Annotated in this window: 24 protein-coding genes; all 24 read right to left on the reverse strand. The window is 50.7% G+C overall.

Features of this window, described 5'->3' with window-relative positions; all coding sequences use genetic code 11:
* Positions 1–17: 17 nt before the first annotated feature.
* The 24 genes from secY to bfd all read right to left on the reverse strand — a co-directional run bounded on the left by secY (position 18) and on the right by bfd (position 11,557).
* A complete protein-coding gene (gene secY / locus DXXMK7_RS19015; protein ID WP_013319693.1) occupies positions 18–1,349 on the reverse strand; it encodes a preprotein translocase subunit SecY in 1,332 nt (443 codons plus the stop codon).
* Positions 1,350–1,356: 7 nt separating this feature from the next.
* A complete protein-coding gene (gene rplO / locus DXXMK7_RS19020) occupies positions 1,357–1,791 on the reverse strand; it encodes a 50S ribosomal protein L15 (RefSeq protein ID WP_038920397.1) in 435 nt (144 codons plus the stop codon).
* Between the two features lie 3 nt (positions 1,792–1,794).
* Positions 1,795–1,974, reverse strand: coding sequence for a 50S ribosomal protein L30 (gene rpmD / locus DXXMK7_RS19025; protein WP_004846568.1), 180 nt, complete (start codon positions 1,972–1,974; stop codon positions 1,795–1,797).
* A gap of 6 nt (positions 1,975–1,980) precedes the next feature.
* Positions 1,981–2,481, reverse strand: coding sequence for a 30S ribosomal protein S5 (rpsE, locus tag DXXMK7_RS19030; RefSeq protein ID WP_012768115.1), 501 nt, complete (start codon positions 2,479–2,481; stop codon positions 1,981–1,983).
* Positions 2,482–2,495: 14 nt separating this feature from the next.
* A complete protein-coding gene (gene rplR / locus DXXMK7_RS19035) occupies positions 2,496–2,849 on the reverse strand; it encodes a 50S ribosomal protein L18 (protein WP_012768114.1) in 354 nt (117 codons plus the stop codon).
* Between the two features lie 9 nt (positions 2,850–2,858).
* A complete protein-coding gene (gene rplF, locus DXXMK7_RS19040) occupies positions 2,859–3,392 on the reverse strand; it encodes a 50S ribosomal protein L6 (RefSeq protein WP_012886342.1) in 534 nt (177 codons plus the stop codon).
* Positions 3,393–3,405: 13 nt separating this feature from the next.
* The gene (gene rpsH / locus DXXMK7_RS19045; RefSeq protein ID WP_012768112.1) at positions 3,406–3,798 is read right to left on the reverse strand and encodes a 30S ribosomal protein S8; all 393 of its coding nucleotides are present in this window, start codon (positions 3,796–3,798) and stop codon (positions 3,406–3,408) included.
* 33 nt (positions 3,799–3,831) lie between these two features.
* On the reverse strand, positions 3,832–4,137 hold the full coding sequence (gene rpsN / locus DXXMK7_RS19050; protein ID WP_012768111.1) for a 30S ribosomal protein S14: 306 nt from the start codon (positions 4,135–4,137) through the stop codon (positions 3,832–3,834).
* Positions 4,138–4,150: 13 nt separating this feature from the next.
* Positions 4,151–4,690 (reverse strand): 50S ribosomal protein L5, encoded by a 540-nt coding sequence (gene rplE, locus DXXMK7_RS19055; protein WP_038665082.1) that lies wholly within the window; start codon positions 4,688–4,690, stop codon positions 4,151–4,153.
* A 14-nt stretch (positions 4,691–4,704) separates the two neighbouring features.
* Positions 4,705–5,019 carry a 50S ribosomal protein L24 gene (gene rplX / locus DXXMK7_RS19060; RefSeq protein WP_038665079.1) on the reverse strand — a complete coding sequence of 105 codons (315 nt, stop codon included), beginning with the start codon at positions 5,017–5,019 and terminating at the stop codon, positions 4,705–4,707.
* A 10-nt stretch (positions 5,020–5,029) separates the two neighbouring features.
* Positions 5,030–5,401, reverse strand: coding sequence for a 50S ribosomal protein L14 (gene rplN, locus DXXMK7_RS19065; RefSeq protein WP_012768108.1), 372 nt, complete (start codon positions 5,399–5,401; stop codon positions 5,030–5,032).
* Positions 5,402–5,566: 165 nt separating this feature from the next.
* The gene (gene rpsQ / locus DXXMK7_RS19070; protein WP_012768107.1) at positions 5,567–5,821 is read right to left on the reverse strand and encodes a 30S ribosomal protein S17; all 255 of its coding nucleotides are present in this window, start codon (positions 5,819–5,821) and stop codon (positions 5,567–5,569) included.
* On the reverse strand, positions 5,821–6,012 hold the full coding sequence (rpmC, locus tag DXXMK7_RS19075) for a 50S ribosomal protein L29 (RefSeq protein WP_012764048.1): 192 nt from the start codon (positions 6,010–6,012) through the stop codon (positions 5,821–5,823). Before rpmC ends, rpsQ begins: the two co-directional genes overlap by 1 nt.
* Entirely contained in the window at positions 6,012–6,422 is a 411-nt protein-coding gene (gene rplP / locus DXXMK7_RS19080; protein ID WP_012768106.1) for a 50S ribosomal protein L16, read from the reverse strand. The genes rpmC and rplP overlap by 1 nt, the downstream gene beginning before the upstream one ends.
* A gap of 13 nt (positions 6,423–6,435) precedes the next feature.
* Positions 6,436–7,137 carry a 30S ribosomal protein S3 gene (gene rpsC, locus DXXMK7_RS19085; RefSeq protein ID WP_012768105.1) on the reverse strand — a complete coding sequence of 234 codons (702 nt, stop codon included), beginning with the start codon at positions 7,135–7,137 and terminating at the stop codon, positions 6,436–6,438.
* Between the two features lie 17 nt (positions 7,138–7,154).
* A complete protein-coding gene (gene rplV, locus DXXMK7_RS19090) occupies positions 7,155–7,487 on the reverse strand; it encodes a 50S ribosomal protein L22 (protein ID WP_033570830.1) in 333 nt (110 codons plus the stop codon).
* Positions 7,488–7,501: 14 nt separating this feature from the next.
* A complete protein-coding gene (gene rpsS / locus DXXMK7_RS19095) occupies positions 7,502–7,780 on the reverse strand; it encodes a 30S ribosomal protein S19 (protein ID WP_012764044.1) in 279 nt (92 codons plus the stop codon).
* A 16-nt stretch (positions 7,781–7,796) separates the two neighbouring features.
* On the reverse strand, positions 7,797–8,618 hold the full coding sequence (rplB, locus tag DXXMK7_RS19100; RefSeq protein WP_038665071.1) for a 50S ribosomal protein L2: 822 nt from the start codon (positions 8,616–8,618) through the stop codon (positions 7,797–7,799).
* Positions 8,619–8,636: 18 nt separating this feature from the next.
* Positions 8,637–8,939, reverse strand: coding sequence for a 50S ribosomal protein L23 (gene rplW, locus DXXMK7_RS19105; RefSeq protein WP_009111205.1), 303 nt, complete (start codon positions 8,937–8,939; stop codon positions 8,637–8,639).
* Positions 8,936–9,541: a 50S ribosomal protein L4 gene (gene rplD / locus DXXMK7_RS19110; RefSeq protein WP_013319702.1), complete on the reverse strand. Its 606-nt coding sequence runs from the start codon at positions 9,539–9,541 to the stop codon at positions 8,936–8,938. The genes rplW and rplD overlap by 4 nt, the downstream gene beginning before the upstream one ends.
* Positions 9,542–9,551: 10 nt before the next feature.
* A complete protein-coding gene (gene rplC, locus DXXMK7_RS19115; RefSeq protein ID WP_013319703.1) occupies positions 9,552–10,181 on the reverse strand; it encodes a 50S ribosomal protein L3 in 630 nt (209 codons plus the stop codon).
* Positions 10,182–10,213: 32 nt separating this feature from the next.
* On the reverse strand, positions 10,214–10,525 hold the full coding sequence (gene rpsJ / locus DXXMK7_RS19120) for a 30S ribosomal protein S10 (RefSeq protein WP_001181005.1): 312 nt from the start codon (positions 10,523–10,525) through the stop codon (positions 10,214–10,216).
* A gap of 289 nt (positions 10,526–10,814) precedes the next feature.
* The gene (gene bfr / locus DXXMK7_RS19125; RefSeq protein ID WP_038920398.1) at positions 10,815–11,288 is read right to left on the reverse strand and encodes a bacterioferritin; all 474 of its coding nucleotides are present in this window, start codon (positions 11,286–11,288) and stop codon (positions 10,815–10,817) included.
* Positions 11,289–11,362: 74 nt separating this feature from the next.
* The gene (bfd, locus tag DXXMK7_RS19130; protein WP_013319705.1) at positions 11,363–11,557 is read right to left on the reverse strand and encodes a bacterioferritin-associated ferredoxin; all 195 of its coding nucleotides are present in this window, start codon (positions 11,555–11,557) and stop codon (positions 11,363–11,365) included.
* Positions 11,558–11,682: the final 125 nt, after the last annotated feature.

Raw genomic sequence — 11,682 nt, forward strand, 5'->3', positions numbered from 1 at the left:
TCTCAAGCTAAACCTAATTAGCGGCTATAGCCTTTCAGGTTTGCCTTCTTCAATGCAGACTCGTACTGACTTGACATCAGCAAGGTTTGCACTTGAGCCATAAAGTCCATAATCACAACAACAACGATCAATAATGACGTACCACCGAAGTAGAACGGCACTTTCATTGCGTCACGCATGAACTCCGGGATGAGGCAGATAAAAGTAATGTACATCGCACCGACCAGAGTCAGGCGGGTCATCACTTTATCAATATACTTCGCCGTTTGCTCTCCCGGACGAATTCCTGGCACGAATGCACCGGACTTCTTCAGGTTATCTGCTGTTTCACGCGGGTTGAACACCAACGCAGTGTAGAAGAAACAGAAGAAGATGATTGCAGATGCATAGAGTAACACATAAAGCGGTTGCCCAGGCTGCAGATACAGCGAAATAGTTGTCAGCCAGTTCCAACCAGTACCGCCCCCGAACCAAGATGCAATGGTTGCAGGGAACAGGATAATACTGGAAGCGAAGATAGCCGGGATAACCCCTGCCATATTCACTTTCAGCGGTAAATGCGTACTCTGTGCTGCGTATACGCGACGTCCTTGCTGACGTTTGGCGTAGTTAACAACGATACGACGCTGACCACGCTCAATAAACACCACAAAAAACGTTACTGCGAATACCAGCACTGCAACCAACAGCAACAGGAGGAAGTGCAGATCGCCTTGCCGCGCTTGCTCGATAGTATGGCCAATGGCCGGCGGTAATCCCGCAACAATACCGGCAAAGATTATAATCGAGATACCGTTGCCGATACCCCGTTCAGTAATCTGCTCGCCCAGCCACATCAGGAACATTGTCCCGGTAACCAGACTGACAACAGCGGTGAAATAAAATGCAAAGCCCGGATTAATCACCAGTCCTTGCATTCCAGGCATATTCGGCAAACCGGTAGCAATACCGATTGACTGAAATATTGCCAACACCAAAGTGCCGTAACGGGTGTACTGACTGATTTTACGTCGGCCAGCCTCCCCTTCCTTCTTAATTTCCGCCAGAGCCGGGTGAACCACCGTCAACAACTGAATGATGATGGATGCCGAAATATACGGCATGATCCCCAGAGCGAAAATCGAAGCACGGCTGAGAGCACCACCAGAGAACATGTTAAACATTTCAATGATGGTGCCGCGCTGTTGTTCGAGCAATTTGGCAAGCACAGTGGCATCAATACCAGGAATCGGAATAAAAGAGCCAATACGGAAAACAATCAACGCACCGATAACAAACAACAGTCTGCGTTTCAGTTCGCCAACTCCGCCTTTAGCACTTTGAAAATCTAATCCTGGTTGTTTAGCCATCTGCTACTTATTCCTCAATTTTGCCGCCAGCAGCTTCGATAGCAGCACGAGCGCCTTTGGTGACGCGCAGACCACGAATCGTTACCGGACGTGCAACTTCGCCAGACAGAATCACTTTCGCGAATTCAATCTGAACGCCGATGACGTTAGCAGCTTTCAGCGTATTCAGATCAACAACATCGCCTTCTACACGCGCCAGATCAGACAGACGGATTTCCGCTGTAATCATCGCTTTGCGAGAAGTGAAGCCGAACTTCGGCAGACGACGATACAAAGGCATCTGACCGCCTTCGAAGCCACGACGTACGCCACCGCCAGAACGAGAGTTCTGACCTTTGACGCCGCGACCACCAGTCTTACCGAGGCCGGAACCGATACCGCGACCTAAGCGCTTCGGCGCGTGTTTGGCACCTTCGGCCGGAGACAGAGTATTCAAACGCATCTGTTACTCCTCCACTTTAACCATGTAGGAAACCGCGTTGACCATACCGCGAACAGCAGGAGTATCCTCACGCTCAACGGTATGACCAATACGACGCAGACCCAGGCCAAGCAGCGTTGCCTTGTGTTTCGGCAGACGACCGATTGCACTACGGGTTTGAGTAATTTTAATAGTCTTTGCCATGGTCAATTACCCCAGAATGTCTTCAACGGATTTACCACGCTTGGCAGCGACCATTTCCGGGGACTTCATGTTAGCCAGACCATCAATAGTTGCACGAACCACGTTAATCGGGTTTGTGGAACCATAGGCCTTAGCCAATACGTTGTGAACCCCTGCAACTTCCAGAACGGCGCGCATTGCACCACCGGCGATGATACCGGTACCTTCGGAAGCTGGCTGCATGAACACACGAGAACCTGTGTGTGCACCTTTAACCGGGTGCTGCAGAGTGCCGTTGTTCAGCGCGACATTCATCATATTGCGACGGGCTTTTTCCATCGCTTTCTGGATCGCTGCCGGAACTTCGCGAGCTTTACCGTAACCAAAACCTACGCGACCGTTACCATCACCTACCACAGTCAGTGCTGTGAAGGAGAAAATACGACCACCCTTAACGGTTTTAGATACGCGATTTACCGCGATCAGCTTTTCCTGCAGTTCGCCAGCTTGTTTTTCGATGTGAGCCATCTTACACCTCTACCTTAGAACTGAAGGCCAGCTTCACGGGCAGCATCTGCCAGTGCCTGGACTCGACCATGATATTGGAACCCGGAACGGTCAAAGGCCACACCCTTGATGCCTTTTTCCAGAGCGCGTTCAGCAACAGCTTTACCAACAGCTGCGGCCGCGTCTTTGTTACCGGTATACTTCAGTTGCTCAGCGATAGCTTTTTCTACAGTAGAAGCGGCTACCAGGACTTCAGAACCGTTCGGTGCGATAACCTGCGCATAAATATGGCGGGGGGTACGATGTACCACCAGACGAGTCGCACCCAATTCACGGATTTTGCGACGTGCGCGGGTTGCACGACGGATACGAGCTGATTTCTTATCCATAGTGTTACCTTACTTCTTCTTAGCCTCTTTGGTACGCACGACTTCATCGGCGTAACGGACACCTTTGCCTTTGTAAGGCTCAGGACGACGGTAAGCACGCAGGTCAGCCGCTACCTGACCGATCAGCTGTTTATCCGCACCTTTCAGTACGATTTCAGTCTGAGACGGACATTCAGCAGTAATGCCTGCAGGCAGTTCGTGATCGATCGGGTGAGAGAAGCCCAGGGCCAAATTCACCACATTACCTTTCACGGCTGCACGATAACCTACACCTACCAATTGCAGCTTTTTGGTGAAGCCTTCGGTAACACCGATAACCATGCTGTTCAACAGAGCGCGAGTAGTCCCGGCCTGAGCCCAGCCATCGGCAAAACCTTCGCGCGGGGCGAAAGTCAGCACGTTATCAGCTTGTTTAACTTCGACAGCGGCATTGATCTCACGAACCAACTCGCCGTTTTTACCCTTGATCGAAATATCCTGACCGTTGAGTTTTACCTCTACGCCGGCAGGAATGACGACGGGTGCTTTTGCAACACGAGACATTCTTCCCTCCCGATTAAGCTACGTAGCAGATAATCTCGCCACCAAGACCAGCCTGGCGAGCTGCACGATCAGTCATCACACCTTTAGAGGTAGAAACAACTGCGATACCTAAACCGGCCATAACTTTCGGCAGCTCATCTTTGCGTTTATAGATGCGCAGACCAGGACGGCTGATACGCTGAATGCTCTCTACCACTGCCTTACCCTGGAAATACTTAAGAGTCAGTTCCAGTTCAGGCTTGGTGTCGCCTTCAACTTTAAAATCTTCAATAAAACCTTCTTCCTTCAGCACGTTGGCAATTGCCACTTTCAGCTTGGAGGAAGGCATGGTGACCGCAACTTTGTTCGCGGCTTGACCGTTACGGATACGGGTCAGCATATCCGCGATCGGATCTTGCATGCTCATCTGTCTTTACTCCCGTGATTCAATTGGTGACAATTACCAGCTAGCCTTTTTCAGACCCGGAATTTCACCGCGCATGGCGGCTTCACGGACCTTGATACGGCTCAACCCGAACTTCCGCAGGAAAGCGTGCGGACGACCTGTCTGGCGGCAGCGGTTACGCTGACGGGACGGGCTGGAATCACGCGGCAGAGTCTGCAGCTTGAGAACAGCATCCCAACGATCTTCGTCGGATGAGTTCACATTGGAGATGATAGCTTTCAGCTCAACGCGCTTGGCGAAGAATTTATCAGCTAATTTCACGCGTTTAACTTCGCGTGCTTTCATGGATTGCTTAGCCATTAGTAACCCTACCTTACTTGCGGAACGGGAAGTTAAAGGCGGCCAACAGCGCACGGCCTTCATCATCGGTTTTCGCAGTGGTGGTAATGGTAATGTCCAAACCACGAACGCGATCGACCTTGTCATAGTCGATTTCCGGGAAGATGATCTGCTCACGCACACCCATGCTGTAGTTACCACGTCCATCGAATGATTTCGAAGACAGACCGCGGAAGTCGCGGATACGCGGTACAGCAATGGAAATCAGACGCTCAAAGAACTCCCACATGCGTTCGCCACGCAGAGTTACTTTACAGCCGATCGGATAGCCCTGGCGGATTTTGAAGCCTGCAACAGATTTGCGTGCTTTGGTGATCAACGGTTTTTGACCGGAGATAGCTGTCAGATCAGCTGCGGCGTTATCCAGCAGCTTCTTGTCAGCGATCGCTTCACCAACACCCATGTTCAGGGTGATCTTCTCGACCCGAGGGACTTGCATGACAGAATTGTAGCTGAACTGAGTCATCAGTTTGCTAACCACTTCGTCTTTGTAGTAATCATGCAGTTTCGCCATCGTACTACTCCAAATTACTTGATAATTTCGCTGTTAGACTTGAAGAAACGGACTTTTTTGCCGTCTTCGAATCTAAAGCCTACACGATCCGCCTTGCCGGTGGCCGCATTGAAGATTGCAACGTTAGAAACCTGGATAGCAGCTTCTTTTTCAACGATTCCGCCTGGTTGATTCAGCGCCGGAACCGGCTTCTGATGTTTTTTAACCAGGTTGATACCTTCAACAACGACCTTACCAGAAGTCAGGACGTTCTTAACTTTACCGCGCTTACCTTTATCTTTGCCGGTCAGCACGATAACTTCGTCATCACGACGGATTTTCGCTGCCATGATTCGCTCCTTAGAGTACTTCTGGTGCCAGAGAGATAATTTTCATGAACTTTTCAGTACGCAGTTCACGAGTTACCGGCCCAAAAATACGCGTACCGATAGGTTGCTCGCTGTTATTGTTCAGAATAACGCATGCATTACCATCGAAGCGAACGACAGAACCGTCAGGGCGACGAACACCCTTCTTGGTGCGCACCACTACCGCCTTCAGTACATCGCCTTTTTTCACCTTACCGCGGGGAATTGCTTCCTTAATGGTAATTTTGATGATGTCGCCGACGCCTGCGTAGCGACGGTGCGAGCCACCCAGAACCTTGATACACATTACGCGACGTGCACCGGAGTTATCGGCCACATTCAGCATAGTCTGTTCTTGGATCATGTTTAGTGCTCCGCTAATGTCAACTACTACTTTTCGAACCCTTGCGGGTCATTAATACCCCAGAATCGAGGGCGCAGCATTATAACACCACTTATCGACTGTGGGTAGAAAAAATAAACGGCCCTTTACAGAGCCGTTTATTATCAAGAGAAGAGCAATACTCTATTACAGAATCGCTTTCTCTACAACGCGAACCAAGGTCCAGGATTTGGTCTTGGACAGCGGACGGCATTCGCGGATTTCAACCACGTCGCCAATTCCACATTCGTTGTTCTCGTCATGCACGTGCAGCTTGGTCGTGCGTTTGATGAATTTACCGTAGATCGGGTGTTTCACGAAACGCTCAATAGCGACAACAGCAGATTTCTGCATTTTGTCACTAACGACACGACCTTGCAGAGTACGGATTTTATCGGTCATTACGCACCCGCCTTCTCAGTCAGTAAAGTCTTAACGCGTGCGACATTACGACGCACTTGCTTCAACAGGTGAGTTTGTTGCAGCTGACCGCTGGCAGCCTGCATGCGCAGATTGAACTGTTCACGCAGCAGTCCGAGCAGTTCGGTATTCAGCTCTTCAACGCTCTTTTCACGCAGCTCTTTTGCTTTCATTACATCACCGTCTTAGTTACAAAGGTGGTTTTGATCGGCAGTTTCGCTGCTGCCAGTTCGAATGCCTCGCGGGCTAACTCTTCCGGCACCCCGTCCATTTCGTACAGGACTTTACCTGGCTGAATCAAGGCAACCCAATACTCCACGTTACCTTTACCTTTACCCATACGCACTTCAAGCGGTTTCTCAGTGATCGGTTTATCCGGGAATACACGGATCCAGATCTTACCTTGACGCTTAACAGCACGAGTCATAGCACGACGAGCAGCTTCGATTTGACGAGCAGTCAGGCGACCGCGGCCAACAGCTTTCAGACCGAAAGTGCCGAAGCTCACATCCGTACCAGCAGCCAGACCACGGTTGCGGCCTTTGTGCACTTTACGGAATTTTGTACGCTTTGGTTGTAACATTCAGCGACTCTCCTTACTTGCGGCCTTTACGCTGCTGCTTTTTCGGTTGAGCAGCCGGTTTTTCCGGTTGTTCAACGGCAGCCATACCACCCAGGATCTCACCTTTGAAGATCCACACTTTCACACCGATGACACCGTAAGTGGTGTGCGCTTCGGAGGTGTTGTAGTCAATGTCAGCACGCAGCGTGTGCAGCGGAACACGACCTTCGCGGTACCATTCGGTACGTGCGATTTCAGCGCCGCCCAGACGACCGCTGACTTCAACTTTGATACCTTTAGCGCCCAGACGCATGGCGTTCTGAACAGCACGCTTCATCGCGCGGCGGAACATCACACGACGCTCCAGCTGAGAAGTGATGCTGTCGGCAACCAGTTTTGCGTCCAGTTCAGGCTTACGAACTTCAGCGATGTTGATCTGCGCCGGTACGCCAGCGATATCCGCTACGCCCTTACGCAGTTTTTCAACGTCTTCACCTTTCTTGCCGATAACGATGCCCGGGCGAGCAGTGTGAATGGTCACACGAATGCTTTTAGCCGGACGCTCGATAACGATGCGAGAAACGGAGGCCTTCTCCAGTTCCTTGTTCAGGTACTGACGAACTTTAAAATCGCTGTCCAGGTTGTCAGCGAATTCTTTGGTATTTGCATACCAGGTAGAGTTCCAAGTTTTGACAATACCCAGGCGAATACCATTAGGATGTACTTTCTGACCCATTGCTAGTCTCCAGAGTCTCAGCGATCGGACACAACCACAGTGATGTGGCTGGTACGCTTCAGGATGCGATCCGCACGACCTTTAGCACGCGGCATAATGCGTTTCATGCTCGGGCCTTCGTCTACGAAGATTTTCGCAACTTTCAGATCGTCAATGTCAGCGCCATCGTTGTGTTCTGCGTTAGCAATGGCAGACTCCAGTACTTTTTTGACCAGACCAGCAGCTTTCTTGTTGGTGTAGGTCAGAATATCCAGAGCTTGCGACACTTTCTTACCGCGAATCAGGTCAGCCACCAGGCGAACCTTTTGAGCAGAAGAACGAGCATGAAGATGTTTAGCGATAGTTTCCATCTCTTCCTCCTACCTTATTTCTTCTTGGCTTTTTTATCAGCCGCGTGGCCGCGGTAAGTACGAGTCGGCGCGAATTCACCCAGCTTGTGTCCGACCATCTCGTCAGAGATGAATACCGGAACGTGCTGACGACCATTATGGACAGCGATGGTCAAACCGATCATGTTTGGAAAGATCGTTGAGCGACGGGACCAGGTGCGCAGGGGCTTCTTGTCACCGCTTTCCACCGCTTTCTCTACCTTCTTCAGCAAGTGCAGGTCGATAAATGGACCTTTCTTGAGAGAACGTGGCATGGTTTATCCTCTAAAATTATTTAGTACGGCGGCGTACGATAAATTTATCAGTACGTTTGTTGCTGCGGGTCTTCTTACCTTTGGTCTGAATGCCCCACGGAGTAACCGGGTGCTTACCAAAGTTACGACCTTCACCACCACCGTGCGGGTGGTCAACCGGGTTCATCGCCGTACCGCGAACGGTCGGACGAACGCCACGCCAGCGTGCAGCACCAGCTTTACCCAGAACGCGCAGCATGTGCTCAGCGTTGCCGACTTCGCCCAGCGTTGCGCGGCAGTCGGATTCGACTTTACGCATTTCGCCGGAACGCAGACGCAGGGTAACGTAAGCACCTTCACGGGCAACGATCTGAACGTAGGCACCAGCGGAGCGAGCCAGCTGGCCGCCTTTACCCGGTTTCATTTCTACGTTGTGAACCGTTGAACCCACCGGGATGTTACGCATCGGCAGGGTGTTACCGGTTTTGATTGCAGCATCAACACCAGACTGAATCTGGTCACCTGCTTTCAGGCCTTTCGGCGCCAGGATATAACGGCGTTCGCCGTCTTTGTACAGAACCAGCGCGATGTTCGCGGAACGGTTCGGATCGTACTCCAGACGCTCGACCACAGCCGGAATACCGTCTTTGTTGCGTTTGAAGTCAACAATACGGTACTGCTGTTTGTGACCACCACCGATGTGACGAGTGGTGATGCGGCCATTGTTGTTACGGCCACCGGTTTTGCTGTTTTTTTCCAGCAACGGGGCATACGGTTTGCCCTTGTGCAGCTCAGGGTTAACCACTTTAACAACGTGGCGACGACCCGGAGATGTCGGTTTACACTTAACAACTGCCATTGTTTTTACTCCTCCGACTTACTCTGCGCCGCCGATGAAGTCCAGATTCTGGCCTTCTTTCAGGGTGACGTAAGCTTTTTTCCAGTCGCTACGACGACCGATACGCTGTCCGTGACGTTTTACTTTCCCTTTAACAACCAGGGTGCGGACGTCATTGACTTCGACTTCAAACAGTTTCTGTACTGCAGCTTTGATTTCTGCTTTAGTCGCGTCTTTAGCAACTTTGAGCACGATGGTGTTATTTTTTTCCATCGCAGTAGACGCTTTTTCAGAAACGTGCGGTGCGCGCAGCACCTTCAGCAGACGTTCTTCACGAATCATGCCAGCATCTCCTCAACTTGCTTAACAGCATCAGCAGTCATAACCACTTTGTCGAAGGCGATCAGGCTTACCGGATCGATGCCTGCCACGTCACGCACGTCAACCTTGAACAGGTTACGAGCGGCCAGGAACAGGTTCTCATCCAGTTCACCAGTGATGATCAGCACGTCATCCAGCGCCAGTTCTTTCAGTTTCTGAGCCAGCAGTTTGGTTTTCGGTGCTTCAACAGAGAACTTCTCGACAACGATCAGACGATCCTGACGTACCAGTTCGGACAGGATGCTTTTCAGCGCGCCGCGGTACATCTTTTTGTTTACTTTCTGGCTGTGATCCTGAGGCTTGGCAGCAAAAGTCACGCCACCGGAACGCCAAATCGGGCTCTTGATAGAACCAGAACGCGCACGGCCGGTGCCTTTCTGACGCCACGGTTTTTTACCGGAACCAGTTACTTCAGCACGGGTCTTCTGAGCGCGAGTACCTTGACGGGCACCTGCTGCATAAGCAACAACAACCTGGTGAACCAGCGCTTCGTTGAAATCACGACCGAAGGTAGTTTCGGAAACAGTCAGCGCGCTTTGCGCGTCTTTCAATACTAATTCCATTGCTATCTCCTCACGCCTTCACAGCCGGTTTAACGATCAGGTCGCTACCGGTTGCACCCGGGACTGCACCTTTAACCAGCAGCAGGTTGCGCTCAGCGTCAACACGTACTACGTCCAGGCTCTGAACGGTTACGCGCTCATTACCCAGCTGGCCTGCCATTTTCTTGCCTTTAAACACTTTGCCCGGAGTTTGGTTCTGACCGATGGAACCCGGAACACGGTGAGACAAGGAGTTACCGTGGGTAGCGTCCTGAGTGCGGAAGTTCCAGCGCTTAACGGTACCGGCGAAGCCTTTACCTTTAGAAGTACCGGTAACGTCTACTTTCTTAACGTCAGCGAAAATTTCAACGCTAATGTCCTGTCCTACAGCGAATTCTTCACCGTCAGCCAGACGGAATTCACGCAGAACGCGACCAGCTTCTACGCCGGCCTTAGCGAAGTGACCTGCTTCCGGCTTGGTTACACGGTTAGCTTTTTTAGCGCCGGTGGTGACCTGGACAGCACTGTATCCGTCGTTCTCCAGGGTTTTCACCTGAGTCACGCGGTTTGCTTCAATTTCGATTACGGTTACGGGGATAGATACGCCGTCTTCAGTGAAGATGCGGGTCATACCCACTTTTTTACCGACTAAACCAATCATTGTTTCAACCTCTCAATCGCTCAATGACCTGATTAACCCAGGCTGATCTGCACGTCTACACCGGCAGCCAGATCCAGACGCATCAGAGCATCAACGGTTTTCTCGGTTGGCTCAACGATGTCAACCAGACGCTTGTGAGTGCGAATTTCGTACTGATCGCGCGCGTCTTTGTTAACGTGCGGGGAGATCAGAACGGTAAAGCGCTCTTTGCGGGTCGGCAGCGGGATCGGACCACGGACCTGCGCACCAGTGCGCTTGGCAGTCTCGACGATTTCCGCGGTTGATTGATCGATCAGACGATGATCAAACGCTTTCAGGCGGATACGGATTCTTTGGTTCTGCATGAGACCAGAGCTCCAATTATTTTATAAACGGAAATAATTACTCCTCACACCCATTACGATTGATGGGGGAGTGTAATCGTTCAGTACATAACCCCCATATCGGGAGTATTGTTCGGCGGGTATCAGGTACCTGCCTCAGATTCATACGAATCGGGCTTACCATCTCAGGTAAGCCCGCGCATTATACGTAAATTTGCTCAGGAAGCAATCGAAAGTTAGAGGTGGTGTTTTATTCACCAGCTAACGACTGAACAACAGCCGTATCGCAGAGAATGTCGGGTGGAAAAAATCACTCTTCTTTCAATTGCGTTTGCAGGTAGTTTTGGATACCCAGACGCGCAATCAGTTCCAGTTCAGTTTCCAGCCAGTCGATGTGCTCTTCTTCATCAGCGAGCACCTCAATCATCAGATCGCGACTGACATAATCCCTCACCGAGTCGGCATAGGAGATCGCCTCGCGTAAATCCCTCGCACCTTCAAGTTCCAGCGCCAGGTCTGAACGCAGCATCTCTTCGATGTCTTCGCCGATATTGAGTTTGCCAAGATCCTGCAGATTAGGGACACCTTCCAGAAAAAGGATACGCTCGATATAACGATCCGCGTGTTTCATTTCGTCAATCGACTCATGATACTCATGATCGTTAAGACGTTTGAGTCCCCAGTTTTTGAACATGCGGGCATGAAGGAAATACTGGTTGATTGCAACCAGCTCGTTACCCAACAGTTTGTTCAGATGTGTAATGACATTTTTATCGCCTTTCATGACTCAGCTCCTCCGCTCCAGTACTAAAAAGTGTAGAAGCGACCAACACAGAGTCAAAAGAATGCCCTTATCACTTATGCGACTTTATACAATTCCGCATTTTTTGCTGTTTCTTCTTCCAGGATCAACCTGGCCTGACGGATGCATTTACCACACTCCGTCCCAACCGGCACAAACTGCTTCAATTGCTTCAGCGACTGGGGCTGATGCTGACGAACGACCTGTCGAATGACTTTGTCGGAAACGGCATTGCACAGACAGACATACATATGCGGATAACTCATTTTTTAACCAATTACACGCATTGTAAATAAGAATGGTTTGTATTTCAATTCTTCTCTGGAGAATAAAAAAAGGGTACCGAAGTACCCTTTTTCTTCATTTTAGCTATCGG

It is taken from the genome of Dickeya sp. MK7, assembly GCF_000406305.1.
GTDB classification, from domain to species: domain Bacteria; phylum Pseudomonadota; class Gammaproteobacteria; order Enterobacterales; family Enterobacteriaceae; genus Dickeya; species Dickeya fangzhongdai.